The sequence below is a fragment of the Nocardioides albus genome (genome assembly GCF_014648255.1).
Taxonomy (GTDB): domain Bacteria; phylum Actinomycetota; class Actinomycetes; order Propionibacteriales; family Nocardioidaceae; genus Nocardioides; species Nocardioides albus.
In genome coordinates, this window is sequence record NZ_BMQT01000005.1 from 405,161 (window position 1) to 430,998 (window position 25,838).

Genomic DNA, 25,838 nt, shown 5'->3' on the forward strand with positions numbered 1-25,838 from the left:
GTCGCGGGTCGAAGCCGGTTGTTGCTTGTGGGCAGGGGCGGGGTCGAACCGCCGACCTATCACTTTTCAGGCGATCGCTCGTACCAACTGAGCTACCTGCCCAAGCGAGGTGAAACATTACCGGAAACGTCCGCGGCCTTCCGAATCGGGGTCGACGCACCAACGTGCGGCCTCGCTTTGGCTGCCCAGGACGCAGACCTCTAGGATGTCCCGGCAGGCCCCCTTCGTCTAGCGGCCCAGGACCCCGCCCTTTCACGGCGGTAGCGCCGGTTCGAATCCGGTAGGGGGTACACAGTCTTTCCATGTCTCGAGTCTCGCTGCGCGACAGCGCGGGCGGCATCCGCACGGATACTCATATCCGGGACGCTCTAGGTCGAGCGGATGCGACACTTCCGTCTGTGACTGCGTGGATGTCGTCGGCGGCGATCGAGGTGGAGAGCCGCCTCTTCCGTGCGCTCGCGGTGCTGCGGGTGGTGGTGCTGGTCAACGCCGTCGGGCTGACCGTCTATCGGTTCGACAACTTCGTCTCGCCCGCGGCGGCGCTGGTCTGCATCCTCGTCATGGTGGGCTGGACGGCCTTCGCCGTCTGGGCGTACGCAGCCCCCGGCCGCCGTACGGCGGTGCTCGTCGGCGCCGACCTGGCGATCGCGCTCGGGCTCCTGCTGGTGACCCCGCTGGTGAAGGGGCCGGGTTTCCAGGCGAGCGTCCCGGGCTTCTGGGTCAGCGGCGCGTTGCTCGCGTGCGCGATCCACTATCGCTGGATCGGCGGTCTGTTGGCCGGCCTGGCGCTGGCGGCCGTCGACCTCGGGCTTCGCCAGGAGATCGACCAGTCGATCTACGGCAACGCGTTCCTGCTGGTCATCGGCGGCGGAGTGGTCGGCTACATGTGCGAGTCGGTGCAGCGGATGGCGCTCGAGCGGGACGAGGCCGAGCGCGCGGCTGCCAGAGCGGAGGAGCGGGCGCGGCTCGCCCGGGCAGTCCACGACGGCGTGCTCCAGGTGCTTGCCCTCGTCCAGCGGCGCGGCGGCGAGCTGGGTGGCGACGCGGCCGAGCTGGGCAGGCTCGCGGGGGAGCAGGAGCGGGGGCTGCGAGCGTTGATCCGTGGCGAGCAGTCCGGCCGTGGTCCGGCAGCCGGGTTGGTCGACCTGGCGGCGGCACTGGCCGAGCTCGAGACCGGCACCGTGACCGTCTCCGGACCCGCGACCGCCGTCGAGATGCCGGCCCGCCCGGCCGAGGAGATCGTCGCGGCGACCCGCGCGGCTCTGGACAACGTACGTCGCCACGTCGGTGAGGACGCCCGCGCCTGGGTGCTCCTGCAGGCATTCCCTGACCATGTCGAGGTCTCGGTGCGTGACGACGGTCCCGGAATCTCGGAAGGCCGCATCATCGAGGCCGGGGCACAGGGCAGGCTCGGCATCAGCGAGTCGATCCGTGGCCGGATCGAGGACCTCGGCGGCAAGGCAGAGCTGATCACCGGAGCAACCGGGACCGAGTGGGAGCTCACGGTCCCCCGAACAGGAGTGAATGGATGAGCAGAGTGATGGTGGTCGACGACCACCCGATGTGGCGTGACGCGGTCGAGCGCGACCTGGTCGCCGCGGGCTTCGATGTCGTCGCCGCCGCCAGCACCGGACGGGAGGCGATCACCAGGTTCGCCGCGACCCGTCCGGAGGTCGTGGTGCTCGACCTGCACATCCCTGAGCCCGACGGTGTCCAGGTCACCACCGAGATCATCGCCCTGCGCCCGGCGACCAAGGTCCTCATCCTCTCCGCCTCGGGCGAGCAGAACGACGTCCTCGCAGCCGTCAAAGCCGGCGCCACCGGCTATCTGGTCAAGTCGGCCTCCCGCGACGAGCTCCTGGATGCCGTACGCCGCGTCGCCGCCGGCGACCCGGTCTTCACCCCCGGCCTCGCCGGCCTGGTCCTGGGCGAGTTCCAGCACAGCGCCGCCACCGAGGTTCGCGGCGACAAGCCCACGCTCACCGACCGTGAGACCGAGATCCTCAAGCTTGTAGCCAAGGGCCTGAGCTACCGCCAGATCGCCGAGCGCCTGGTCCTTTCCCACCGCACGGTCCAGAACCACGTACAGAACATCCTGCGCAAGCTCCAGATGCACAACCGTGTCGAGCTCACGCGCTATGCCATCGAGCAGGGTCTGGACGGCGACTAGTTTCGGCGTCGTGGCTGGTCTTCTTCTTTGGTTGGGGCCGCCGACCCTTTCTGGATGGTGTTCACGCCGAATCCCGGCGTCAAGGACGGCCTTCGGCCGCCGGCTTCGCCGGCCGCTTCGCGGTCCTTGACTCCGTGATCCGTCGAGAATATTTGGCTGGTTATCGGGTCGGCGGCGGGGTATGGCGCGGATTCCTTGGGTTGGGTACGGGCCTGGGACCTGTGGCTGGAGAGTCCTGCTGGGCGGGGGGCGTTCGGGGGGGTACTGCACAAGACGATGACACCTTGTGAATCGTTCACAAGGAGGCGCGCTTCCCCAGTGCCGGAGAGGTCGCTTGGTCGTTGACTATGACAGAGGGTCCGACCTTGTGAAAGTTTCACAAGGTCGGGAAGGCCAGGCAGGCCCACGAGAGTCAGGGCGCGGTCAGACGCGGCGGGTGAACCGGATCCGTCCATCCGGTAGCCGCTCATGCGCGTAGCCGGGGTCGTGGATCCGACGATGATCACTGGGACACAACAAGACCATGTTCGCCATGTCGGTTCTGCCGCCTGCCGACCACGGTTTCAGATGGTGCGCCTCGGTCCACGCTGCTGGGGCATCGCAGTCTTCGGCCTGACAGCACTTGTCCCGCAACCGCAGTGCCCGGTGCTGGACGGGGTGGGCCAGGCGGATGGTGCGGCCGAAGTCGAGGATCTCCGAATCGCTGCCGAGCACGACGGGGATGAGGTCGGCGTTGCAGGCCATCCGACGGGCCTCGGCGGCGGTGATCTGGTCCCCGTCGAACCCCAACGCGGCGGTACCGAGGTCGTTACGGAGATCCTCCACGCTCAGCGTGACGAACACGGTCGTGGCGTGGCCACCATGGCGGGGAAGCTGGTCGACGTCGTAGGTCTCGATCACTCGGGCGAACGCCTGCCCCAGGAGCCGGTCATAGGGGGTCTTGCGGCCACGGTTCTCCGCAGACAGCTTCCGGGGCTGGGCCAACGAGTCCAGCATCGTGCGGAGCCTCATCGCGACAGCGTTCGAGACGCGGGCGTGGATGTCCACGGTCCCGTCCCCGTTGGCACGAGAGGTGAAGAAGGTGCGGCGGAGGGCGGCTTCTTCTTCGCGTTGGAGTGCTTTGGCCTCGGCGGCTTCGAAGCGTTCGGGGTCGATGGTGGTGAGGATGTGTTTCGCGGCGGTTGTTAGTTTCTTCGCGGTCAGCTCGGTGGCGGACTCGACCATCAGCTTCTCCGCGAGGACCAGGTCCTCGGTAGTGGCCACGGGGTCGGTGGCGACCTGGTCGAGCGCCTTGGAGATCACCCTCGCCTTCTCTTGAGAGATGACACCTTCAGCCATGCCGGCGGCCACGAGCTCGTACCTGGCGATCCCCGCGGCCAGTTTCACTTCGGCGCGGCCGGTCTTCTTGTCGACCAGCAGTTCGGTCAGCATCCACCCGGAGACGTCCTTGGCGCCGGTCTCCTCGGCGATATCCCCCGCAGCGGCCAGGATCCGCAGCTTCAACGCGGCCTGTTTGGCCTGCAGTCGCTCGATCCGTTCCAGCGCTGTCTTCTTCTGGCTGGTACGCCAGTAGGCAGGGTCACGGGTCAGGAGGGTGTCGAGGGAGGACTCGATGGCAGCCAGTTCGGCATCGATCGCATCGCCGGGGTTGATACCCCAGTGGTCGATGCTGCCGTCCAGGCTCATCGCCGCCCCTCCTCTCCGAGTGTTCAGAGGCGTGTCGTGATGGGTCTGATTCTACTCCTGATCCACTTTTCTGAACACCTATTCCCCCAGGTCAAATGCCTTTTTCGCGGTAAGCGAACGGCTCAAACCTGTGGATGGTAAGTGGCCCGAAGGGTCACCCTCCCGCCCCGCGACAGCACCCGTTCGAAGCAAGATTCCGCTGCGCCACACCCGGGCCGCCGCCCCGATAGCCAGCCAAATATTTCTCGGCGGGCCAGGCCAGCCTTCGGGTGGGACGTTCCGGCAGGGAGCCGTGTTGGTCTCGACACGCCTCCGCCTAGCGGCTCCGGCGGCTCGACCAGCGGTGCGAGGTCGGACTAGCGGTGCGAGGTCGGACTAGCGGTGCGAGGTCGGACTAGCGGTGCGAGGTCGGACTAGCGGTGCGAGGTCGGACTAGCGGTGCGAGGTCGGACTAGCGGTGCGAGGTGACTAGCGGTGCGAGGTCGGACTAGCGGTGCGAGGTCGGACTAGCGGTGCGAGGTCCGACCAGCGGTGCGAGGTCCGACCAGCGGTGCGAGGTCCGACCAGCGGTGCGAGGTCCGACCAGCGGTGCGAGGCCCGACCAGCGGTGCGAGGTCCGACCAGCGGTGCGAGGCCCGACGACCTCGCTCCCAGAAACCGCCGCCCCCGCGTAACCCCGTGTTTCTCGGGACATAAGAGAGAATCGGGAGGTGGTCTCGCTCCTCTATCTTCACGGCGTCGGCAACGGCGACCCGCGCGACGCCTGGCGGCGTGCGTTGGACAAGTCGCTTCAGGATGTCGGCTACCCAGGGCTCGACGGGGTCGAGGTGATCGCGCCGAAGTATCCCGACCTGCTCCGCACCGACATCAGCGACAAAGCCCTGAAGATACCGCCGGTCACGACGCCGAGACTGAGCGCCGAGGAGCAGCGGGGCGTACGCCGCCGGGTCGAGCGCGCGACCGCAGAGCTCGAGAAGATCCTCGGTGAGCCTGTCCCGGCCTCGCCTGTCGGAGTGACCGACTCGTTGGCCCCGATCGTGCTGCGCGTGCTCCGGCAGGCGCACAACTATGTGACCAAGCCCGGGATCCGCGCGCGTACGCTGCGCACCGTCCTCGATGAGCTCCCCGAGGAGGGCGAGATCGTCATCGTCGGACACAGTCTCGGCTCGATCATCGCGATCGACCTTCTCCGCCGGCTTCCGCCCACGCTGACCGTCGTCGGGTTGGTCACCATCGGCAGTCCGGCCGCCCACCCGAACCTCCACGAGGACTCCGACCGTCTGGAGATGAAGGCGCCGGTCGACCACGTCGGCTGGTGGGTCAACGTATGGAGCAACGGCGACGCGGTGACCGGCCTGCGTGGCATCTGGCGACATTTCCCCTGGGCGCTCGATCTCCAGGTCGGGCTCGGCCTCGACCACCGCACCACGACCTATCTCCGTTCCAAGCCGGTCGCCACCGCGATCGGGCGCGGCCTGTTCGGCTCCCTCACCAAGGAGGTCGCGCTCGTCGAGGGCACCCCCGACGTCGCCCTCAACTCGCTCGAGGTGCGGCTGGCGCTGTGGCTCGCCTACGCCCAGTTCTTGCGCGATCACCTCAAGGGCGCCACCCAGGAGCGCTTCGGCGCCGCTCTGCGCGTCGTCCAGCACGAGGTCCTGGAGCGGCTGATCGAGAACTACCAGCACGACGGCGTACGCATCCCCCAACAGCTCCTCGACCTGCGCGTCTCTCCTGATGCGTCCGGCGACCTGGACCTACCCAGACCCAAACCGCTGACCCAGCTCTCCAAGGAGGAGGCCGTCCTCGCCCTGGTGGCGCTGGCGACCGCCAACCCGGTGCGGCCCTACGAGATCGACGTCCCCGACGACGTACGCCGCCAGGCCTTCCACGACCTGACGGTCTGGATGGGGCTCGGGGGCGGGCTCGGCGAGAACCTGCACATCGCGATGCAGTCTGCCTCGAAGGCCGTCTACCCGGTCGACCAGTGGAAGCTGTGGGTCGGCATCGGGATCGGTGCCGCCGTCCTCGTCGCCGGGCCGATCGGGCTCGCCTTGGCCGCGCCCGCTGGGCTCGCCGGGGGAGCGGCGATCATCGGCGCGCTCTCCGCCTTCGGCCCCGGCGGGATGGTCGGCGGCCTCGTCACCGCCGGCGCGATCACCACCACCGGCGCCGGCACGATCGCCGCGACCCTCGTCTCCAGCTCGTCCACCGCCGAGGACGTCGAGGTCACCGTCATCCAGCTCCTCACCGCGGCGATCCTGCGCTCCCGCGAAGGTCTCGAGCAGGACCTCGGCGTATGGCTTGCGATGTCCGAGATCCAGCGCCAGACCGGGCGCGAGGTCGCCCGCCTCGCGGCCTACAGCGACGAGAAGGCCCCCGGTGTCGAGGCCCTGCGACGCAAGGCCCGGGCGGCCGACCGGGCGATGGCGTACATGGTCAAGAACCGTCTCGTGGAGGGCCTCACCGAGGAGGAGCCGAAGGGCGACGAACCCTTCGAGGAGTAGGACGCATCCCCGATTGTGAATCCTCAGCACCCATGGGCTATGTTTTTCCCGTTGCCGCAAACAGCGGAAACAAACAAGGCCCTGTAGCGCAGTTGGTTAGCGCGCCGCCCTGTCACGGCGGAGGTCGCGAGTTCAAGTCTCGTCAGGGTCGCAAGAAATGAAGGCGACGTGTGACCGCAAGGCGGTCCACGTCGTTTCTTGATTTACATTGCGGCCTCCGGCCGCGGCGGGGGATATCCCCCGCACCCCCTTAGCCCCTTCAGGGGAGGGTTCGCTCTGGTGTGGTCGTGTGCGTTGTCGCGGCGGAGCTTGTCGAGATCGCCTTTCGCGCCCTGGTTGGTGTGGCTGGAGAGGCTTGTTTCTGCCGGTGTGACTTGTGAGCCGGGTGATGTTCCCGGAGGGCGGGACACGCCGGGGCGGTGGCGAGCGCGGGGAGGGCCGTGCGTGGGAGGGTGGTCGTCCTGCTTCGGCAGGAGTCTCGGGCCAGACCCCCCGGTTCGGGCCGTTCGTCCCCGTGGGATATAAGCCGATTTGGCGGTAAGGTGCGGGCTGCTGTCCTCTCATGAGAGGATTCTGCCGCTTGTGTCGACGTCGCAGATCGGCAGGGCACGGGGGAACGACTAAGACGTTCGGTATTCAGGAGGCAACACCACCATGTCGTCGTACTACCCGCATCGGCCGCCCCATGCGGCGAGTGCGGACGAGCTTGCGTCGCGGATGCAGACGAACGGTGCCTACCGCACCCCGTCCGCTCCTGCGCAGCAGCAGCCCCCCGCCCTTGGTTGGGACCAGCGTCCGCAGCAGTCCCAGGCCCAGCCGCAGTACCAGGAGCCGGCGATCCAGCAGCCGGCGGTGATGGCGCAGACGACCGGTACGCAGTGGCCGCAGTTCGTCAACAACAACCGCCTCATCGGTGCCCTCGTCGCCGGTTTCGGTGCGACCCAGCTCGCCACGATGTTCGGCTACTGGGTCTTCGGCCTCGGCCTCATGGACGGCTCGCTGGACTTCGCCTTCTTCAACGGCGTCATCCTGACCCCGAACGCCACCGCCAACGAGGCAGGGTTCGCCTCGATGCAGTGGTGGTCCGGCATGGGCTTCCACTACTTGAACGGCATGGTCTTCTCGCTCGCCTATGCGCTGATCATCTTCCCCTGGCTGGGCAAGACCCACACCACTGCGAGCAACCTGGCGCGTTCGATGGGCATGGGTATGTTCCTCGCCACCGCATCCTGCGGCTGGTGGATTCCCGCGCTGCATCAGGACATGGACCCTGGCTTCTTCTCCATCAACTTCGGATGGGGCGCCGTTGTGAGCGTCTACCTGTGGCACGTGGTCTGGGCGCTTGCCCTCGGTCTGTTCTTCAACCCGCAGGACTGACCCACAGCACACACACGAGAGCCCCAGCCGATCGGCTGGGGCTCTCGTCGTATGTAGCAGCAGGCTAGTGCTCAGGCCAGGCGTCGAAGACCTGGCCGCCGTTGGTGGTCAGGTGGTTGTGGAGCTGCTCGCCGGCAGCGGCGTCCCGCAACGTCCGAAGTACGAGGCGACGCTGGTCGGTCGGGCTGGCCGACGGCGGCCCCGGGGTCAGCGCCATGGTCTCGGTGACCCGCTCGACCAGCAGGCGCAGGTGGCTGCGCTCGCCGCCGGCGTAGATGACGTGGGTCTGCTCGAGCGGGGCGGCCCACAAGATGTTGCCCTCGACGACGATCAGGCGTGACTCGGTGGCCATCACCTTCATCTCGACGTCGGTCATGTTCTGGAGCATGTCGGCCCCAGCGTGGATCGACTCGCCCTCGTGCAGGAAGGCCGGCAGCGCGTGGGCGAGGTTGGCCTCGACCATCGCGGCCTCCTCGCGGGCGCGCTGCTGCGCTCCCGGCTGACCGGCGTAAGGTCCGCCGACGGCGCGTTGGGTGCCTGTGCTCGGACCGTAGTAGGACCCGGTGTTCGTTCCGTACGCACCCTGGTTGGGGTAGTAGGAGCCGGTGTTCGGGTAGGACCCCTGGGCCGGATAGGACCCAGGAGCCGGAGCGACGCCATAGCTGCTGGGCGCAGGCTGACCCTGCGCGAGCCCGGAGCCGTACTCGCCACCCCAGCTGGCGTCGACGTTCACCTGGGCGCCGGCGGCTCGGGCGGCATAGTCGAGGGTCGGGAAGAAGTCGTGGAAGGCGTCCTTGTCCCGGATCTTCATCGTCGTGGAGTAGGACGACCCGGGCACCAGTGCCTCGATGATGAAGTCACCCAGGCTGGGCGGCGGAGGGACACCGATGAAGGTGACCACGGCGAGGTTGACCGAGAAGACGCGCTCGTGGAACTCGAACATCACCCGCCGGTCCGTCAGGAAGGCGTGGCCGGAGGCATTTCCCTCGTGGGGAAACTTCACCGCGACCCGGGCCCACTGGACCTCTCCCGGCTGGAGCAGGGACTTCACCAGAAGCCAGTCCCGGCTCTCCGAGGCGATGGCTCGGCTGTGGGGATCATGCGCCATCCGTCGGTGGAAATCCTCCACGGGTCGGTGGCCCACGGTGATGGACGCCGAGGCCTTTCTCATTGAGCGCATGGTCGCAAACCCTAGCCCTTCCTCCCTCTAGTGTGGACAGTTTGTACCAGCAGGGTCGCGATGTTGTGGAATCCCCTGATGTAGATGACAGCTCAACTCTGCGCCACCGCTCCAAGCACCTGCCTATTGACAGAAAACTGACAGGCCATCCGGCCACCCTCTTTGGTGGGTATCCCTGACGACGGGGATCAGCGAGGGGATGGGACTGAGATGACTGGTTCGTCTGTGGCGGTGGCAGGGGAGGCCACCGGCGTGCACTGGAGCGAGCTGCCGTGCGCGATCGAGGACGGAGACCTGTGGTTCGCCGCGACCAGCGCCGACGCGGACCGGGCGAAAGAGCTGTGTCGTACGTGTCCGCTGCAGCGTTCCTGCCTGCAGGGTGCGATCGCCCGGCAGGAGCCGCACGGGGTGTGGGGTGGCGAGGTCTTCTACGAGGGAATCGTCGTCGCCCGCAAGCGAACCCGTGGCCGTCCGCGCAACGGGGAGCTCCACCAGCGGGACCTGGAGCGCCAGGCTCGCGCAAACCTGCGGAGAAATACTCCGGAAGCGGTTGCGTAGACGTATCTGTCACCCGGCAGAATAGGTGTTGTGGGGATTGAGATAAGCCCAGAGCGCTTCGACGCACTCGTGGACCAGGCGCTCGACGCCATCCCGGACGAGCTGGCCGCCCAGGTGCACAACCTCGTCGTGCTCGTCGAGGAGTGGCCGCCCGAAGGCGAGCCCCAGCAGACGCTCGGGCTCTACGACGGGGTGGCGCTGACCGACCGCAACGACCTCTACGGCGGCACTCTCCCGGACCGGATCTTCATCTTCCGCCAGCCCCTGCAGCAGATGTGCGTCGACGAGGCCGACCTGGCGGCCGAGATCCGCATCACCGTCATCCATGAGATCGCCCACCACTTCGGCATCGACGACGACAAGCTTCACGAGCTCGGCTGGGCCTAGGCGGGCCTACGCCGGCCTAGAGCCCCGACCCGGCCGCCCAGCCGAGACTGACCGCGATCGTCCCGATCGCGAGCGACCCGACGACGTTCAGGACGGCCGACCGCCACCGGCCGTTCTCGGCCAGACGGACGGTCTCGTAGGAGAAGGTCGAGAACGTGGTCAGCGCTCCGCAGAAACCGGTGCCGGCCAACGTGAGCACCCACCCAGGAAGTACGCCGCCCGCGGCTGCCCCGGCCAGCAGCCCGAGCACGAGCGAGCCGACAGCGTTGACCACCATGGTCCCCCAGGGATAGTCGCTTCCGGTCCACTCCCGGACGTAGAGATCGGTCAGGTAGCGCGCGGGTGCGCCGACCGCGCCGCCGAGCAGGACCAGGAGCGCGGTCATGGATCCGTACCGCGGAGCACGACGACCCGACCGGTCGCCAGCCCGAGCCAGGCGGCGCCGACCCCGGCGAGCACCGAGACGATCAGATAGAGCATGGCGAGCGCGGGTGCGTGCCCGCTGAGGGCGTATGTCTCCAGCGCGTAGGTCGAGAAGGTGGTGTAGCCGCCGAGCACGCCCACCCCGAGGAACGGGCGCAGGTAGCGGCCCCAGAACGGGATCCCCGACCACGGGCCCAGGATGAACGCCATCAGCAGGCCGAGCAGCAGGCATCCAGAGGCATTGACGAGGAACGTCGCCCACGGCCAGGTGTGGCTGTCGTGGGGGAGCGCCACGGCAAGCCCCCAGCGAGCCAGGGAGCCGAGCGCCCCTCCGGCGGCGATGGGGGCGATCAGGTCGCGATGCTCACGCAGCACGCCGACAGCGTACGGTCATCAGCACAGGCGGCCGGTCATATGGGTCCCGCTCCACCGGGTGGGGCGGCCGCCGGCGGCCTGGGTGAGGTATTCGCCGAGGAACCAGCGCTGAAAGGCGACCTGCTCGGGGGAGCGGGCCAGGACGAGCAGCCGTTCCTGACGGCAGAACTCATCGATGAGGTCGAGCATGTCGAGGAAGCGGCGCATCGTCTCGGCGGCGGATCGCGGCATGCGTACGTGCAGGTCAGCCGTCTCGCGATGGCGTCCGGAGCCGATCACCCCCGAGAGCTGACCGTGGCCGAGGCCGTCGAGGAGCTGGCGTTCCAGCGAACCGAAGAGGGCCGAGAGGCTGGCGGCGAGCGGGTAGTCGTTGGCGTGGGCCAGGGAGAGGAGGCGTACCTCTCGCCTCAGCTCACGGAAGTGATGCTGGAAACCCTTGTAGAGGGCAAGGGGTACGCCGAGGATGCTGACCTCGACGGTCTCGGAGCCCAGACGTTCTGGCTTCGGAGGCGCGCCGGCCGGGCCGGTGATCACGCCCTCGACCCCGTCGCCCTCATCGATCTCCGCGGCGGGCGTGAACCAGACGGTCTTGCCGGACGCGTCGATGTCGGCGCCCCAGGCATCGGAGACGCTGGCCACGATCGAGAGGCCGCGGCCGACGGTCAGCAGGACCTCGTCCTCGTCGTCGAGGGCGAGCGGGACGGGCAGCAGCGGGGGCTCGGTCGAGGCATCGCGGATCTCGACGCGGGGATGGTCGACGGTGCCGCGCATCCGGATCGTGACCGGGGCGGCGCCATGGAACAGGGCGTTCGAGACCAGCTCGGAGACCCCGAACTCGGCACACTCGGCGAGATCGGCGCGGTCGATCTCCTCACAGGCAGCGCGAACCCACGAGCGTGCGTCCTGGACGGCGCGGGAACCGGTGCGGAGCAGGAGAGCTGGCCGGCTCAACGGCATGGTCTCCTCCTCCGATCTCGTGGTCGGCGTCCACACGTTCGTGTTGTGTGTTGTTCGTGGCAAGGATTTTCCGCACTTGAAGGTGTCTGATGCGGGCCATCGACCACTAGGGCACAAGGTCCCGGTCACCCTCACAGATTAAAGTCGGCGGGTTTCGACTCGATAACAGACACGCGGCAGAAACGCATGCTCAGCGTCGGTCTGGCAACTGTGACGAAGTAGTCGTACCCGGGAATGAACAGATCCGCCGGAATGGTTCAGAATATGAGGTGGAACGTTCAAACGGTCTCTTGTGTTGAGGTAGCGGAGGGTATTAGCAATGTCAGCGGACCAGGCAAAGCACCGGGTCGTCATCATCGGTTCCGGCTTCGGCGGACTCTTCTCCGCGAAGGAGTTCAAGGGTCGTGACGATGTCGAGGTGACCTTGATCGCGAAGACGACCCATCACCTGTTCCAGCCGCTGCTCTACCAGGTGGCGACCGGCATCCTCTCGCAGGGCGAGATCGCCCCGCCGACCCGCGACATCCTGCACCGGCAGAAGAACGCCCGCGTGCTGCTCGGCGAGGTCAACGAGATCGACGCCGAGACCAAGACGGTCAAGGCGAGCATGCTCAACCAGCAGATCGACGTTCCCTACGACTCCCTGATCGTGGCTGCCGGTGCCGGCCAGTCCTACTTCGGCAACGACCACTTCGCCGAGTTCGCGCCCGGCATGAAGTCGATCGACGACGCGCTCGAGCTGCGCGGACGGATCTTCGGAGCCTTCGAGATCGCCGAGCTGACCGCCTCGCGCGGCGAGCCGATCGGTGATCTGCTCACCTTCGTCGTGGTGGGCGCCGGCCCGACCGGCGTGGAGATGGCCGGCCAGATCGCCGAGCTGTCCCGCCGCGTGCTGAAGAAGGACTTCACCCACATCCAGTCCGAGAAGGCTCGGGTGGTCCTGGTCGACGCCGCGCCGCAGGTGCTGCCGCCGTTCGGTGAGAAGCTCGGTGCCAAGGCGCAGAAGGCGCTGGAGCAGGCCGGTGTGGAGGTCGTCCTCGGGGCGATGGTCACCCACGTCGACGAGTTCGGCATCGAGATGAAGTTCAAGGACGGCCAGACGCAGCGGATCGGCTCGATCGCGAAGATCTGGGCTGCGGGTGTGCAGGCTTCCGAGCTGGGCAAGACGCTCTCCGAGCAGACCGGTGCTGAGCTCGACCGTGCCGGCCGGATCGCGGTCAACGCCGACCTCACCCTGCCGGGTCACCCGGAGATCTTCGTGGTCGGCGACATGATCAGCCTCGACCACCTGCCGGGCGTCGCCCAGGTCGCGATCCAGGGTGGAAAGCACGCGGCCAAGACCATCAAGGCCCGCCTGAAGGACAAGCCGGAGCCCGGCAACTTCAAATACTTCGACAAGGGCTCGATGGCCACCATCAGCCGCTTCAACGCTGTCCTCAGCATGGGCAGCTTCAAGCTGTCCGGTGTCCTCGCCTGGTTCGGCTGGCTGGTGGTCCACCTGGCCTACATGACCGGGTTCCGCAACCGGCTCACCGCGACGCTGCACTGGATGATGTCGTTCATCGGCAAGGACCGCTCCGAGCGCACCACCACCATGCAGCAGATCTTCGCCCGCGAGGCGCTCGAACGCGTCCCGGGTGGCATGGCCGCCCTCATCGACGACCCGGCCGAGGTCGCCGCCCAGGTGGAGGCCCGGCGCAAGGAGCTCGAGGAGCACGCCGCGGAGGAGTCGCGCCTGGCCGACTCCCGCAGCGCCTCGTAGCGGTTTCCGCTTTCCGGCCGACCCGCCGCAGACCTGGTCTGCGGCGGGTCGGTGGTTTTTGCGCGCCCGGCCGAGGCTGCCACGAAGAAGTGCTTGCTATTGTTTGCGGGGAAGGTGTCTCATTAACCTGTTGGGTTGGACGCCCGCGAAGGAGGACGCATGACCGAGGTGACCACGCGGCTGGTCGAGACCACCGACGGGTTGAGGCTCGCGGTCCACGAGCGAGGGTCGGCCGACGCCGAGACCGTGGTGCTCGTCCACGGCTACCCCGACAACCACTCCGTCTGGGACGGGGTTGCGGAGGTGCTTGCCGAGCGTTTCCACGTCGTCGCCTATGACGTACGCGGCACGGGGGAGTCGGGCGTCCCCGACTCGACCGCCGGCTATCGCCTGGCGCAGCTCTCCGCCGACTTCCGGACTGTTGTCGACGCCGTCTCGCCGGACGCGCCGGTTCACGTCGCGGCGCACGACTGGGGTTCGATCCAGACCTGGGAGTCGGTGACCGACCCGGCGCTGCGCAGCCGGATCGCGACGTACGTCTCGATCTCGGGACCCGATCTGGGGATGGCGACCGCATGGCTGCGTGAGCGGGGGCATCTGCGGAGCACGCTGCGACAGCTGGCCCACTCCTGGTACGTCTTCGCCTTCCAGGCGCCGCTGCTGCCTGAGGCGATGGTCCGCTCAGGGCTGCTCGCCCGGTTCGTCGGTGGCGGACCGCGGCCGGCGAAGGACCAGGTCAACGGGGTCGAGCTCTACCGGGCCAACTTCCTCGGCAAGCTGCTCCGTCCGGAGCCGCGGGCGACCGACGTGCCGGTGCTGGTGATCGCCCCGCGCGGGGACGACTACGTGACGGTGCCGCTGCAGACCGAGGCTCCCCGGGCGTACGCGACGAGGCTGACCACCCAGGTCATCGACGGCGGCCACTGGGTCGTGACCGCGGAGCCGGAGCTGATCGCGGGCGCGATCACGGCCTTCATCGACAAGGAGGGTGTGCGATGAGCAAGATCGGCAAGGAGAGCAAGGAGAGCAGGCGCGGGCACGAGCCGGCCAAGGTGGCCCTGCATCCGCGGAACGTGAAGTTCGACTGGAGCCGGCTGCCGCTGGTGTGGATCCCGGGCGAGGTCTTCGCCTCCCACTACATCAACGTGCTGCACCTGCTGCTGCCCGAGGGCGAGCGGTGGTTCGTCAAGGTGTTCTCCGAGATCCTGCCGCTGATCGAGGACGACCAGCTCCGCGAGGACGTGATCGGCTTCATCGGCCAGGAGGGCGTGCACGCCGCCGCCCATCAGGAGGTGCAGGACTACTTCACCGACAACGGCCTCGATGTACGTCCGTTCGCGGCGGAGATCGAGGCGCTGTTCCGCAAGATCCTGGGTGAGCGCGACCTGACCGGCCGGGCCAAGGAGGAGTGGCTGATCGAGCGCGCGGCGATCATCGCCGGTCTCGAGCACCTCACCGCCGTGCTCGGCAACTGGGTGCTCAACTCGCCCGCGCTCGACGAGGCCGGGGCCGACGAGACGATGCTCGACCTGCTGCGCTGGCACGGCGCCGAAGAGGTCGAGCACCGCAACGTGGCGTACGACGTCTTCCAGCATGTCGACGGGCGCTACCTACGCCGGGTCCGCTCCTATCTGCTCGGCGGCACCGCGCTGCTCGTGCTGTGGTGGCGAGGTGCGCAGTACCTGATGGACCACGACCCGACCCCGCTCGAATCAGCGCAGCCAGGTCAGGCCAAGCGGTCCAAGGCCAGTCTGCTCAAGCTGATCGACGCCGAGCGCCGCGGACTGGTGCCCGGAGTCGTACGCATCGGGTGGGCGACCTGGAAGTTCTTCCTGCCCGGCTACGACCCGTCCAAGGAGGGCTCGACCGCGCAGGCAGTGAGCTACCTGGCCAAATCACCCGCGGCGCTGCGGGCAGACGCCATCGCGGAGAGCCGGTGAAGCCGGCGCACTACGCCGTCCCGGAGATCCCCGACTCGCTGCTCTACCGCGGCTTCGAGGCGATCGTCGGGGGCTATTGGACCAAGGCCGCCTACCGGTCCTGGCGCCGCCGCAAGCCGCTCGGTCGGATCGACCGGGACCTGCACGTGCGCGTCAGCCGAGTCGACCAGGAGGGCGACGACGTCAAGGCGATCTGGTTCGAGCGGGAGGACCCTTCGACAGGCTCAGGACGACGCGGCTCTGCAGACCTGCCGGTCTGGGACCCGGGTGCCCACGTCGACGTGGTGCTGCCCAGCGGAAGGCTGCGGCAGTACTCGCTCAACTCCGACCCGGACGACCTCTCCGCCTACCGGATCAGCGTGCGGCTGATCGAGCCGACCGCCGGAGGAGGTGGCGGGTCGGTGGAGGCGCACTATCTCGGCGTCGGTGACCGGCTGGTGCTCAAGGGGCCGCGTAACGCGTTCCCGTTCGTGGACTCGCCCGCCGGCTACCTCTTCGTCGCGGGCGGCATCGGGATCACCCCGATCCTGCCGATGCTGCGCGACGTGGTGCGCCGCGGCGTGCCGTACGAGTTCGTCTACACCGGCCGCTCGCGTGACACCATGCCGTTCCTCGAGGAGATCAGGACGATCGTCGGCGACCACGAGGTCCAGCTGTGGCCCGACGACGAGTTCGGCACCCCGGATGCGGCCAAGATCATCTCGATGGCGCCCGAGGGGGCGGCGCTCTACTGCTGCGGGCCGATGCCGATGATCGACGCGATCCGGGCGCAGATCCCCGACCCGCAGATCGACCGGCTGCACTATGAGCGGTTCTCGCCGCCGCCGGTGCTCGGCGGTCGCCCGTTCCGGGTACGCCTCGAGGGCTCCGGATCCGAGGTCGAGGTGGGCGCCGAGGAGTCGGCGTTGACGGCGGTCCGCCGGATTCGGCCCGCCCAGGCGTACTCCTGCCAGCAGGGCTTCTGCGGCACCTGCCGGGTGCGGGTCCTGGAGGGTGAGGTCGAGCATCGCGACCACGCCCTGGCCGAGTACGAGCGCGAGGGGCACATGATCCTGTGCGTCTCACGAGCGCGGGGGACCGTGGTGATCGACGGCTGAGGCCGTCATGGCCGGCCTGGTCCGACGTTAACGGTTTGTCCGAGGGGCGGTTGGCTGGTCTGCTTGCGGTATGACTGCACTCGTTCTTCCATCGCTCGACCTCTACGACTCCTGGGCGGCCACCGTCGGCGAGTTCGAGGGAGGGCACGTCGATGGTGCCTCCATCCCGGACGAGGAGGCCGCCGACACGAGTCGGGAGGCGTGCGAGCGGCTGATCGAGAACACTGCGCGGGACCGGGACGTCTCGGTCCCGCCGCCTGCAGGGCGGGTGCACGCCTCGGCCTTCTGGATCACCGACGACGGGGACGTGGTCGGGTTCATCCAGCTGCGCCACGAGCTCAACGAGTTCCTGGAGAACGTGGGCGGGCACATCGGCTACTCCGTCCGGCCCTCGTCCCGTCGCCAAGGGCATGCCCGGCGAGCGCTCGGGATGCTGCTCGCCGAAGCCCGAGCGCTGGGCCTGGAGCGTGTCCTGATCACCTGCGACGAGGACAACGCGGCCTCGGCTCGCACCATCGAGTCCCAGGGCGGGCAGCTCCAGGACGTCTTCGACGGGGCTGCATACGGCACCGGACCCAAGCGGCGCTATTGGATCAAGCTGTGAGCGACGATGACGTCGCGACGGAGGACGAGGTCCAGTGGGCGCTGGCGGGGGACTCCGCCGCCCCCGCTGACGCGGTGGACGAGGTCCTGACGAGCCTGCGCGCGACCGGGCGTACGCGCGAGGTGGGGGTCGATGTGCTGCGGGCCGCCGCCTTCCGGCTCGTCTCCGAGGACAGGCTCGACGACGTCGGGCGGAGCTGGCTGGAGCTTCTCGACGCCGTCCGGGCCCACCCCGATGCCAGGTTGGCCGACCTGCCGCCGGCCCGCACCGACTGACCTCCTCAGCTGGAGAGTGAGCGGCGGCGGCTCGCCAGGCTGGACAGACCCTGGGCGGCCGCCCGGACCTGCGTCACGTAGGCCTCGGGGCGGAAGCGCCCGACGGGGCCGGTGATGCTGATCGCAGCCAGAGCTCTGTCGCCGTCGGTGAGGATGGGGGCGGCGATGCACTGGAGCCCGGGCGCCGACTCCTCGCGCTCGAAGGCGACGCCGTGCTCGACCGCGGCGCCGAGCTGGCGCTCGAGCAGCCCGGGAGCGACGATCGTGTGCGGCGTACGCCGCTGGAGGGGGCCGTTGAGGACCTCCTGCTGCACCTCCGGGTCGGAGAACGCGAGCAGGACCTTGCCGATCGCGGTGCAGTGGACGGGCATCCGTCCGCCCGGCCGGGAGGGGGACTTGGCCTGTCGGTGACCGCCGATCTTGGCGACGTAGACGACGTCGTGCCCTTCGCGAACACCCAGGTGGACGGTCTCGTGGGTGCGTTCGTAGAGGTCCTGGAGGAACGGCATCGCCAGTTCCAGCAGGGAGCGCTCGACCGAGGCGCGCATGCCCAGCTCGAAGAGGCCGCCCGAGAGCCGATAGCCGAGCGGCGTGCGGTCCAGGAGGCGGTTGGCGACCAGGTCGCCGGCGACGCGGTGGACGGTCGCCTTGGGGAGGCCGGTGCGGCGGACGAGCTCGGCCAGGGGGAGCACCTGGTCGTCGACCGTGAAGGCCCGCAGGATGGTCACCGCCTTGCCGAGCACGGTGTCGAGATCGGCAGCTTGGTGAGGCATGGGATCACCGTACCGGTCAGCGGGACGTGAGCCCTGCTGCTTGGGCCTGCTGCTGAGACGGTGGGCACATGAGCGAAGTGACTTCCCCGCCTGACGTCGCCGGCGCCGCCGTCGCGGCCGCCGCCGACCGGCTGCTGACCGCCGCCAGCACCGGCGCCCCCGTGCCGCCGATGCGGGACCTGCTGGGCGCGACCGATCTGGAGACGGCGTACGCGATCCAGGAGCGGCTCACCGCGGCCCGGGTCGCCGGTGGCGCGAAGATCGTCGGCCGCAAGATCGGGCTCACCTCCAAGGCCGTCCAGGAGCAGATCGGCGTCGACACCCCCGACTTCGGCGTGCTCTTCGACGACATGGCGTACGCGGACGGGGACGTGCTCCCGGCCGACGCGATCCTGCAGCCGCGGGCCGAGGCCGAGATCGCCTTCGTCCTCGCGGCCGACCTGGCGGACGGCGACCTCTCCTACGATCAGGTGCGCGAAGCCATCGACTACGCCGTCGCGGCCATCGAGATCTGTGGCAGCCGGATCGCCGACTGGAAGATCGCCTTCGGTGACACCGTCGCGGACAACGCCTCCGCGGGGGCCTATGTCCTCGGGGCCGAGCGCCGGCGCTTGGACGAGTTCGAGCCCCACGAGGTCACCATGTCGATGTCGATCGACGGCGAGGAGGTCTCGACCGGCACCGGAGCAGCCTGTCTCGGTGACCCGGTCAACGCGGTCCAGTGGCTGGCTCGCTACGCCCGCGACTTCGGGGAGCCGCTGCGCGCAGGCCAGCTCATCCTCTCCGGGGCGCTCGGTCCGATGCGGCCGATCGCGCCCGGCAACACCGTTCGTTCCACCGTGTCGGGCCTCGGCTCGGTGGCCTTCACCGTAGGAGACTGACTGATGGCGCTGAGCCCAACACGCAAGGCAAAGGTGGCGATCATCGGGTCGGGCAACATCGGCACCGACCTGATGATCAAGGTGATGCGTACGTCGCAACACCTGGAGATGGGTGCGATGGTCGGGATCGACCCCGACTCCGACGGTTTGGCGCGGGCGCGGAAGTTCGGGTTCGCGGCCACGTCCGACGGGGTAGAGGGCCTGATCGCGCTGCCCGAGTTCGACGACATCGAGATCGTCTTCGACGCGACCTCGGCCAAGGCGCACGTCGTCAACGCGGCCGCGCTGGAGCCCTACGGGAAGAGGCTCATCGACCTCACCCCGGCGGCGATCGGGCCGTACGTCATCCCGGCCGTCAACATCGACGAGCACATCGACGCGCCCAACGTGAACATGGTGACCTGCGGCGGGCAGGCGACGATCCCGATCGTGGCCGCGGTCGCGCGGGTGGTGCCGGTCGCCTACGGCGAGATCGTCGCCTCGATCTCGTCCCGCTCCGCCGGTCCCGGCACCCGGGCCAACATCGACGAGTTCACCGAGACCACCTCGGGCGCGATCGTGCAGGTCGGCGGCGCCAAGCGTGGCAAGGCCATCATCATCCTCAACCCGGCCGAGCCGCCGCTGATCATGCGCGACACCGTGTATGCGCTGGTCGATGGCGGGTCCCGCTCCCTGGAGGAGCTGACCGCGGAGATCACCGAGTCGGTGGAGAAGATGGTCGGTGACGTCGCTGCGTACGTTCCTGGCTACCGGCTCAAGCAGAAGGTGCAGGTGCAGGAGATCCCCTCGGACCAGCCGGTGGAGACGCTGCTGGCCGAGGGTGAGACGACCCGGCCCACGCATCAGGTGTCGGTGTTCCTCGAGGTCGAGGGCGCCGCGCACTACCTCCCTGCGTACGCCGGGAACCTCGACATCATGACCTCGGCCGCGCTGCAGATGGCCGATCGGATCGCTTCGTCCCCCAAGGAGGCTGCGCGATGAGCACGCCCATCTATGTCCAAGAGGTCTCGCTGCGCGACGGCATGCACGCCGTACGCCACCGGATCACGCCCGAGGACGTCAAGCGGATCGTCATCGCCGCCGACGAGGCCGGCGTCGATGCCATCGAGGTCGCCCACGGCGACGGTCTGACCGGCGGCTCGGTCAACTACGGTCCCGGCTCCAACTCCGACTGGGAGTGGATCGAGGCCGCTGCCTCGGTCATCAAGAACGCCCGGCTGACCACGCTGCTGCTCCCCGGCGTCGGCACGATCGAGGACCTGCGCAGGGCCTACGACCTCGGCGTGCGCTCGGTCCGCGTCGCGACCCACTGCACCGAGGCCGACGTCTCGGCCCAGCACATCGCCGCCGCGCGCGAGATGGGGATGGACGTCTCCGGGTTCCTGATGCTCAACCACATGGCGCCTGTCGAGGTGGTCGCGCAGCAGGCGAAGCTGATGGAGTCCTACGGCGCCCACTGCGTCTACATCACCGACTCCGGCGGCCGGCTGACGATGAACGATGTCCGTGACCGCGCCCGGGCCTACCGCGACGTACTGAACGACGAGACCGAGATCGGCATCCACGCTCACGAGAACCTCTCGCTCTCGGTGGCCAACTCCGTGGTCGCCGTCGAGAACGGCGTCTACCGCGTCGACGCCTCCCTCGCCGGCCACGGCGCCGGCGCCGGCAACTGCCCGATCGAGGCGTTCATCGCGGTCGCCAACCTGTCCGACTTCAAGCACAACTGCGACCTGTTCAAGCTCCAGGACGCCGCCGACGACATCGTCCGCCCCCTCCAGGACCGCCCCGTGCGTGTCGACCGCGAGACGTTGACGATGGGCTACGCCGGCGTCTACTCCTCCTTCCTCCGCCACGCCGAGAACGCGAGCGCCCGCTACGGCGTCGACACCCGCGACATCCTCATGGAGTGCGGCCGCCGGGGCCTGGTGGGCGGCCAGGAAGACATGATCGTCGACATCTGCCTGACCAAGCTCGCCGAGCGCGAGGAAGCCGCGAGCTGAGGTTGTCCCCAACCCTGGGAGCGCCAGGCGTACATGGTGCGCCTGGCGCTCCCAGGGTTACCGTCGGTCTGTGGTCGAGACCCCGGACGAGCAGAGGGAGCGGGAGCGGCGCGAGGACGCTGCTCGACTGCTGCGCGCTCACCTGCTCATGCAGGACGGTGTCGCGAGCCACGCGCAGCTGACCGCCGGTGGGGTGATGAAGACCGACATCGAGCGGAGCGTGCGACGCAAGGAGCTCCGCCGCGTCCACCCGCGCGTCTACGTCGACCATGCCGGCCCGATGACCTGGCGCCAGCGTGCCTGGGCCGCCGTCCTCTACGCCGAGCCCGCCTACCTGTGCTGGACCAGCGTCGAGGAACCACGCAGGCGCGACGACGGTGCCCCGATCCACGTCGCCGTCGACCACAGCCGCCGGATCCGGCCGCAGGACGGCATCGTCATCCATCGGATGAAGGGCCTGGAGCTGCGCGCCTATGGGGGTACGCCGCCCCGGCTCACCGCCGAGGACAACGCCTTGGCGATGGCGCACGAGGCAGCCAAGGACATCGACGCGATCGCCCGGCTCGCGGATGCGGCCGGGAAGAGCTATGTCACCGCTGACTCCCTTCGGGCCGCGCTCGACCGCTATCCGTCGGTACGCCGCCGTGCGCTCCTCGCCGGCCTGATCGACGATCTCGGCGCAGGCACCCACTCCGTGCTCGAGCACGGTTACCTCACCAAGGTCGAGCGTGCCCACGGCCTGCCGGCCGGGACGCGCCAGGCGCCGCGGTCCGGCCCGGCCGGGAACCAGTTCCGGGACGTCGAGTACGCGGCGTACGGACTCGTCGTCGAGCTCGACGGCGCTGTCGGTCACGAGTCCTGGCGCGACCAGGCGCGCGACGCCGACCGCGCCCTCGACGACCTCGCCTCCGCCGGGGTGCTCACCGCGCGGCTCCGCTTTCACCAGGTCTTCGACACTCCCTGCCACACCGCCACCAGGATCGCCAGGATCCTGAGACGCAACGGCTGGAACGGCACGATGAAGGCCTGCGGCGAGGCATGCCGAATGAAGGAGGCCTGACGGACCCGGGGAGCGTGAGGCGTACCAGGTGCGCCTGGCGCTCCCCGGGTCGGGCTACCGCCTTGGGGGAAGTGTGACTCGGTCGAGGTCTCGGGCGATCGTCAGCGGTCCGTCGTACGCCTCGCGTGCCTCCGCCTCGAAGACCTGCTCGAACTCGCCGTTCTCCGAGTCGGGGTAGCGCTGCGAGAAGTGGGTGAGGACGAGGTGACGTACGCCGGCAGCGGCCGCGATCTCGGCTGCCTGCCGCGCGGTGAGATGGCCGTATTCGGTGGCCAGGTGCCGATCGGAGTCGAGAAAGGTGGCCTCGATGACCAACAGGTCGACGCCGTCCGCGAGCTCACCGGCGGCGTCGCACAACCGGGTGTCCATCACAAAGGCCATCGACTGTCCTCGGCGCGGAACCGTCACGTCCGCGAGGTGAACCAGGCGGCCGTCCGACTCGATCACGCCGTCTCGTTGCAGCCGACCGACGGCGGGCCCGCTCAGACCCGCCTCGGCGAGCTTCGTGGTGTCGAAGGAGCGGCCGTCGGGCTCGTCGAGGCGGTAGCCGAACGCCTCGATGGTGTGGTCGAGCCGTCGCAAGGTGAGCGTTGTGCCGGACTCACCAGGGAGCCGTTCGACCCTCCCGTCCGCTTCGAGACCTTGGAGCAGCATTTGCTCGCGATGGTGGAAAGCGGTCGAGTCGCACAGGTTCCGTATCCACTGCTCGCCGGAGGCCGGGAACGAGATGGGCACCTCACGAGGGGAGCCGTCGAGGCTGATCCGTTGCACGACCCCGGCCAAGCCGAGGCTGTGGTCACCGTGGAGATGTGTGATGGCGATCCGGGTGAGGTCGGGCGCGGCGACGCCGGCCTGTGTCATCTGCCGCTGAGTACCTTCGCCCGGGTCGAACAGAATCGTCTCGTCGTCCCAGTGGAGCACGTAGCCGTTGTGGTTTCGGCGCTTGGTCGGCACCTGGCTCGCCGTGCCCAGCACGACGAGCTCGCGGGGAGAGGTGCGTGGCACGGGAGGATCCTTCGACGAGCTGTAGCCGGTCTTCGGTGGACGGGCATTGGACGAAACAGTAGGGGCCCTGCCGTGTCCGGTCGACGGGTTTCGCGGAGCGCCTGAGTAGTCTTTACCCGCACGTCGCAGTCACCTGGTGGCTGCGATCTTCGACCTTGTTGCTCACCCACCTCGACGAACGCGGACGCGGCGGAGGATCTCGTCGACGACCTCGGTGAGCGGCGGGGTGGCGTCGATGAGTTGGCCGGGCGGCACCTGCTCCTTGGTCTCGTGCATCCGGATGCAGATCTCGCGCTCCTCGGGCCGCCCGCCCCAGTCGGTCGGGTCGACGCGTACGCGCTCGTCGATCCGCTGCAGCATCGTGTCGCGGTCGACGTCGAGGATGAAGACGGCGTCGAAGAGGTCGATGAACTTCGCGTGGTTGCGACTGCCACCGCAGAAGAAGGTCACGGGCACGGTCCGGTCAGCGACCAGCGCGCGCACCAGGGCGATGTCCCAGATGTGATGCTCGGGCGCACTGTCGTCGACCGGTTCGCCAGTCTCTGGATCGCCCCGATAGGCGAGCGTCCGGTCGCCGTGGATCGCCTGGGATCCACGGCGGAGCAGCTCGTCGCAGACCGCCGTCTTCCCCGCACCTGAGACGCCTTCGATCAGATAGTTCCGGACACCCATGTCTGTGATGGTGCGGCAGTCGACGGTGACGAAGCGAACGGTTATGGGAGACGTCGTCGGCGTGATTCGCCGTGACTACGGAAAAGGAGTCATCGCCCGCGACTACGAAATAGTAGTCAACGGCAATGACTGCGACGTCGTAGTAGTGGCGTTCCGTCGGGGCAGAGCTGACCCGGTCCAGCGGAGAGCAGTGACGGCGCGTAGCCAGCCTTGTGCGGCTGTGGAAGAGTCGTCCTGTGCGAACTGAATCTTCTCTCGACCTCCCGCTCGTCGGTCTGGCCGCGCTGTTCCTCGGGTCAGGCACCCTGCACTTGGTGAGGCCGCAGGTGTTCGAGCCGATCGTGCCGTCGGCGCTGCCGGATGCGCGCAAGGTGGTCGAGGTCTCCGGTGTCGCGGAGATCGTCTGCGGGCTGGGGCTGCTGCACCCGAAGACCCGCCGGATCGCGGGGCTCGCGAGTGCCGCGCTGCTGGTGGTTGTGTTCCCGGCCAACGTGCAGATGAGCGTCGATGCGGGGCAGCGGGCGAACCGGAAGCGGACCCCGAAGTCGGCCGGTTTCTTCGCTGGTACGCTCGCGCGGCTGCCGCTGCAGTGGCCGATGATCAAGGTGGCGCTGCGCGCCGGAAAGGGGACCGGCGCATGACGTACGTTCCTTCGGAGTCTCGTTACGACACGATGCAGTACCGGCGGACCGGCCACAGCGGCCTGGACCTGCCGGCGGTCAGCCTCGGGCTGTGGCACAACTTCGGTGACGACCTGGCGTTCGAGCGGCAGCGGGCGATCCTGCGTACGGCCTTCGATGCCGGCATCACCCACTTCGACCTGGCCAACAACTACGGCCCGCCCGCCGGGTCGGCCGAGGAGAACTTCGGCCGCCACCTGCGCGGCGACTTCGCCCACCTGCGCGACGAGCTGGTGATCTCGACCAAGGCCGGCTGGGACATGTGGCCGGGGCCGTACGGCAAGATCGGCGGCTCGCGGAAGTACCTGATCTCCAGCCTCGACCAGTCGCTGAAGCGGATGGGGCTCGACTACGTCGACATCTACTACCATCACCGCCCCGACCCCTCGACGCCGCTCGAGGAGACGATGGGAGCGCTCGACCAGATCGTGCGCTCCGGCAAGGCGCTGTACGTCGGGCTGAGCTCGTACTCCTCGGCGCTGACCCGGGAGGCGGCGGCGATCCTGCGCGACCTTGGCACCCCGCTGCTGATCCATCAGCCGTCCTACTCCATCCTCAACCGCTGGCTCGAGACCGACGGGCTGCTGGACACGCTCGACGAGGTCGGCGCCGGTGCGATCTCGTTCTCGCCGCTGGCGCAGGGGTTGCTGACGAACAAGTATCTCGGCGGCACCGTCCCCGAGGACTCCCGTGCGGCCAAGGCGCGGTTCTTGTCCCCGGACGCGCTCACGCCCGAGACGCTGACCGGCATCGAGTCGCTCAACGCCCTCGCCGAAGACCGTGGCCAGACCCTCGCTCAGATGGCGCTCGCCTGGGCCCTGCGTGATCCGCGGATGACCTCGGTCGTCATCGGCGCCTCCCGCCCCGAGCAGGTCACCGACTGCCTCGGTGCGCTCTCCGGTCCGGAGCTCACGGCCGAGGAGCTGGCGAAGATCGATGAGTACGCCACGGCCACCGGGATCGACATGTGGAAGCGCGCCCGGGTCGAGGGTGACCACCGGGAGATCTTCAACTGACCGCGATCAGCGCTCGTCGTCCCAGGCAGCGGAGCTGATCCGCCAGCCGTCGTCGGTGCGTACGAACGACATCGTCTTCATTCCTCTACCGGTGTGGACCTCGCCTCCGGTGCGCCAGCGCTTGCTGTAGGCGCCCCACCAGTGGGCGATGTCGCCGAAGACGTCGATGCGGCCGGGCTCCGGCCACTCCTCGAACTCGGTGATGTCGCCGCTGGTCAGGAGGGTGCGACGTGGGGCGATGAAGGACTCGATGTCGTAGACCTCGACCGGCAGGCCGCACGTGCGCGCGATGGTGGCGCCGGGGAGCATGATCCGGCGCAGATCGTCCAGGCGGGCGCCCGCGTCCGGTCCGGTGGTGAAGGCCGAGAAGAACGCACGTACCAGGGCCTCGATCTCGGTCTGGTCCGACGTCGATGCGGCTTCGCCGCCGGTGATGTCCATGCCCGGAACCTA

General features: G+C 68.5%; 27 protein-coding genes and 3 tRNA genes. 20 read left to right on the forward strand and 10 right to left on the reverse strand.

Translation table 11 applies throughout. The features are described 5' to 3' along the window. Positions 1-28: 28 nt before the first annotated feature. A tRNA-Phe gene (locus tag IEY84_RS13170) sits at positions 29-102 on the reverse strand. 115 nt (positions 103-217) lie between these two features. Between IEY84_RS13170 and IEY84_RS13175 the strand changes: the two genes are divergently transcribed. The 3 genes from IEY84_RS13175 (at position 218) to IEY84_RS13185 (ending at position 2,170) form a co-directional block, all read left to right on the forward strand. Beyond that, positions 218-290: transfer RNA gene (locus IEY84_RS13175), tRNA-Glu, on the forward strand. Positions 291-398: 108 nt separating this feature from the next. Continuing rightward, positions 399-1,532: a MacS family sensor histidine kinase gene (gene macS / locus IEY84_RS13180; protein ID WP_229788635.1), complete on the forward strand. Its 1,134-nt coding sequence runs from the start codon at positions 399-401 to the stop codon at positions 1,530-1,532. Beyond that, entirely contained in the window at positions 1,529-2,170 is a 642-nt protein-coding gene (locus IEY84_RS13185; RefSeq protein ID WP_183548047.1) for a response regulator, read from the forward strand. The genes macS and IEY84_RS13185 overlap by 4 nt, the downstream gene beginning before the upstream one ends. A gap of 423 nt (positions 2,171-2,593) precedes the next feature. Here IEY84_RS13185 and IEY84_RS13190 read toward each other — a convergent pair whose 3' ends face one another. Further along, positions 2,594-3,856 (reverse strand): HNH endonuclease signature motif containing protein, encoded by a 1,263-nt coding sequence (locus IEY84_RS13190; protein ID WP_189129304.1) that lies wholly within the window; start codon positions 3,854-3,856, stop codon positions 2,594-2,596. Between the two features lie 710 nt (positions 3,857-4,566). On the opposite strand from IEY84_RS13190, the gene IEY84_RS13195 reads away from it, so the two are divergent. The 3 genes from IEY84_RS13195 to IEY84_RS13205 all read left to right on the forward strand — a co-directional run bounded on the left by IEY84_RS13195 (position 4,567) and on the right by IEY84_RS13205 (position 7,737). After that, positions 4,567-6,360 carry an alpha/beta hydrolase family protein gene (locus IEY84_RS13195; protein ID WP_183552092.1) on the forward strand — a complete coding sequence of 598 codons (1,794 nt, stop codon included), beginning with the start codon at positions 4,567-4,569 and terminating at the stop codon, positions 6,358-6,360. 77 nt (positions 6,361-6,437) lie between these two features. Then, positions 6,438-6,511: transfer RNA gene (locus IEY84_RS13200), tRNA-Asp, on the forward strand. Between the two features lie 503 nt (positions 6,512-7,014). After that, positions 7,015-7,737 (forward strand): hypothetical protein, encoded by a 723-nt coding sequence (locus IEY84_RS13205; protein ID WP_183552095.1) that lies wholly within the window; start codon positions 7,015-7,017, stop codon positions 7,735-7,737. 64 nt (positions 7,738-7,801) lie between these two features. Here IEY84_RS13205 and IEY84_RS13210 read toward each other — a convergent pair whose 3' ends face one another. Then, positions 7,802-8,845, reverse strand: coding sequence for a hypothetical protein (locus tag IEY84_RS13210; protein ID WP_183552097.1), 1,044 nt, complete (start codon positions 8,843-8,845; stop codon positions 7,802-7,804). A gap of 282 nt (positions 8,846-9,127) precedes the next feature. Between IEY84_RS13210 and IEY84_RS13215 the strand changes: the two genes are divergently transcribed. Together IEY84_RS13215 and IEY84_RS13220 are read left to right on the forward strand one after the other, a co-directional pair. Further along, positions 9,128-9,475, forward strand: coding sequence for a WhiB family transcriptional regulator (locus IEY84_RS13215; protein WP_183552100.1), 348 nt, complete (start codon positions 9,128-9,130; stop codon positions 9,473-9,475). Positions 9,476-9,505: 30 nt separating this feature from the next. Further along, the gene (locus IEY84_RS13220) at positions 9,506-9,862 is read left to right on the forward strand and encodes a metallopeptidase family protein (RefSeq protein WP_183552103.1); all 357 of its coding nucleotides are present in this window, start codon (positions 9,506-9,508) and stop codon (positions 9,860-9,862) included. Between the two features lie 16 nt (positions 9,863-9,878). Here the strand turns inward: IEY84_RS13220 and crcB are convergent, their stop codons facing one another. From crcB to IEY84_RS13235, 3 genes are read right to left on the reverse strand one after another with little or no spacing between them, the layout of a single operon-like run. Continuing rightward, on the reverse strand, positions 9,879-10,247 hold the full coding sequence (gene crcB, locus IEY84_RS13225; protein ID WP_183552106.1) for a fluoride efflux transporter CrcB: 369 nt from the start codon (positions 10,245-10,247) through the stop codon (positions 9,879-9,881). Continuing rightward, complete coding sequence (locus tag IEY84_RS13230; RefSeq protein WP_221209294.1) at positions 10,244-10,660, reverse strand: fluoride efflux transporter FluC; 417 nt, start codon at positions 10,658-10,660, stop codon at positions 10,244-10,246. Before IEY84_RS13230 ends, crcB begins: the two co-directional genes overlap by 4 nt. A gap of 18 nt (positions 10,661-10,678) precedes the next feature. Beyond that, positions 10,679-11,617, reverse strand: a complete 939-nt coding sequence (locus IEY84_RS13235; protein WP_183552109.1) for an ATP-binding protein — start codon at positions 11,615-11,617, stop codon at positions 10,679-10,681. A 319-nt stretch (positions 11,618-11,936) separates the two neighbouring features. On the opposite strand from IEY84_RS13235, the gene IEY84_RS13240 reads away from it, so the two are divergent. The 6 genes from IEY84_RS13240 to IEY84_RS13265 all read left to right on the forward strand — a co-directional run bounded on the left by IEY84_RS13240 (position 11,937) and on the right by IEY84_RS13265 (position 17,295). After that, positions 11,937-13,379: an NAD(P)/FAD-dependent oxidoreductase gene (locus IEY84_RS13240; RefSeq protein ID WP_183552112.1), complete on the forward strand. Its 1,443-nt coding sequence runs from the start codon at positions 11,937-11,939 to the stop codon at positions 13,377-13,379. A gap of 159 nt (positions 13,380-13,538) precedes the next feature. After that, a complete protein-coding gene (locus IEY84_RS13245; protein WP_183552115.1) occupies positions 13,539-14,378 on the forward strand; it encodes an alpha/beta fold hydrolase in 840 nt (279 codons plus the stop codon). Continuing rightward, a complete protein-coding gene (locus tag IEY84_RS13250) occupies positions 14,375-15,319 on the forward strand; it encodes a metal-dependent hydrolase (protein ID WP_183552118.1) in 945 nt (314 codons plus the stop codon). Before IEY84_RS13245 ends, IEY84_RS13250 begins: the two co-directional genes overlap by 4 nt. After that, a complete protein-coding gene (locus tag IEY84_RS13255) occupies positions 15,316-16,416 on the forward strand; it encodes a PDR/VanB family oxidoreductase (protein ID WP_183552120.1) in 1,101 nt (366 codons plus the stop codon). Before IEY84_RS13250 ends, IEY84_RS13255 begins: the two co-directional genes overlap by 4 nt. A 70-nt stretch (positions 16,417-16,486) precedes the next feature. After that, the gene (locus IEY84_RS13260) at positions 16,487-17,020 is read left to right on the forward strand and encodes a GNAT family N-acetyltransferase (RefSeq protein WP_183552123.1); all 534 of its coding nucleotides are present in this window, start codon (positions 16,487-16,489) and stop codon (positions 17,018-17,020) included. Further along, a complete protein-coding gene (locus IEY84_RS13265; protein ID WP_183552126.1) occupies positions 17,017-17,295 on the forward strand; it encodes a hypothetical protein in 279 nt (92 codons plus the stop codon). The genes IEY84_RS13260 and IEY84_RS13265 overlap by 4 nt, the downstream gene beginning before the upstream one ends. A gap of 5 nt (positions 17,296-17,300) precedes the next feature. Here the strand turns inward: IEY84_RS13265 and IEY84_RS13270 are convergent, their stop codons facing one another. After that, the gene (locus IEY84_RS13270; RefSeq protein WP_183552129.1) at positions 17,301-18,068 is read right to left on the reverse strand and encodes an IclR family transcriptional regulator; all 768 of its coding nucleotides are present in this window, start codon (positions 18,066-18,068) and stop codon (positions 17,301-17,303) included. Positions 18,069-18,136: 68 nt separating this feature from the next. Between IEY84_RS13270 and IEY84_RS13275 the strand changes: the two genes are divergently transcribed. The 4 genes from IEY84_RS13275 to IEY84_RS13290 all read left to right on the forward strand — a co-directional run bounded on the left by IEY84_RS13275 (position 18,137) and on the right by IEY84_RS13290 (position 22,012). Continuing rightward, on the forward strand, positions 18,137-18,949 hold the full coding sequence (locus IEY84_RS13275; RefSeq protein ID WP_183552139.1) for a 2-keto-4-pentenoate hydratase: 813 nt from the start codon (positions 18,137-18,139) through the stop codon (positions 18,947-18,949). A gap of 3 nt (positions 18,950-18,952) precedes the next feature. Next, positions 18,953-19,930 carry an acetaldehyde dehydrogenase (acetylating) gene (locus IEY84_RS13280; protein WP_183552141.1) on the forward strand — a complete coding sequence of 326 codons (978 nt, stop codon included), beginning with the start codon at positions 18,953-18,955 and terminating at the stop codon, positions 19,928-19,930. Beyond that, entirely contained in the window at positions 19,927-20,952 is a 1,026-nt protein-coding gene (dmpG, locus tag IEY84_RS13285; RefSeq protein WP_183552150.1) for a 4-hydroxy-2-oxovalerate aldolase, read from the forward strand. Before IEY84_RS13280 ends, dmpG begins: the two co-directional genes overlap by 4 nt. A gap of 70 nt (positions 20,953-21,022) precedes the next feature. Continuing rightward, positions 21,023-22,012, forward strand: coding sequence for a putative endonuclease domain-containing protein (locus IEY84_RS13290; RefSeq protein WP_183552153.1), 990 nt, complete (start codon positions 21,023-21,025; stop codon positions 22,010-22,012). 54 nt (positions 22,013-22,066) lie between these two features. Here IEY84_RS13290 and IEY84_RS13295 read toward each other — a convergent pair whose 3' ends face one another. Continuing rightward, on the reverse strand, positions 22,067-23,017 hold the full coding sequence (locus IEY84_RS13295; RefSeq protein ID WP_183552156.1) for a ribonuclease Z: 951 nt from the start codon (positions 23,015-23,017) through the stop codon (positions 22,067-22,069). Between the two features lie 162 nt (positions 23,018-23,179). Next, entirely contained in the window at positions 23,180-23,689 is a 510-nt protein-coding gene (locus IEY84_RS13300) for an AAA family ATPase (protein ID WP_183552159.1), read from the reverse strand. Between the two features lie 236 nt (positions 23,690-23,925). Here IEY84_RS13300 and IEY84_RS13305 point away from each other — a divergent pair, with 236 nt between their 5' ends. Both IEY84_RS13305 and mgrA read left to right on the forward strand, forming a co-directional pair. Beyond that, the gene (locus IEY84_RS13305; RefSeq protein WP_183552162.1) at positions 23,926-24,330 is read left to right on the forward strand and encodes a DoxX family protein; all 405 of its coding nucleotides are present in this window, start codon (positions 23,926-23,928) and stop codon (positions 24,328-24,330) included. Further along, positions 24,327-25,385, forward strand: a complete 1,059-nt coding sequence (mgrA, locus tag IEY84_RS13310) for an L-glyceraldehyde 3-phosphate reductase (RefSeq protein ID WP_183552165.1) — start codon at positions 24,327-24,329, stop codon at positions 25,383-25,385. Before IEY84_RS13305 ends, mgrA begins: the two co-directional genes overlap by 4 nt. A gap of 6 nt (positions 25,386-25,391) precedes the next feature. Here the strand turns inward: mgrA and IEY84_RS13315 are convergent, their stop codons facing one another. After that, entirely contained in the window at positions 25,392-25,826 is a 435-nt protein-coding gene (locus IEY84_RS13315) for a DUF4440 domain-containing protein (protein ID WP_183552168.1), read from the reverse strand. Positions 25,827-25,838 lie beyond the last annotated feature (12 nt).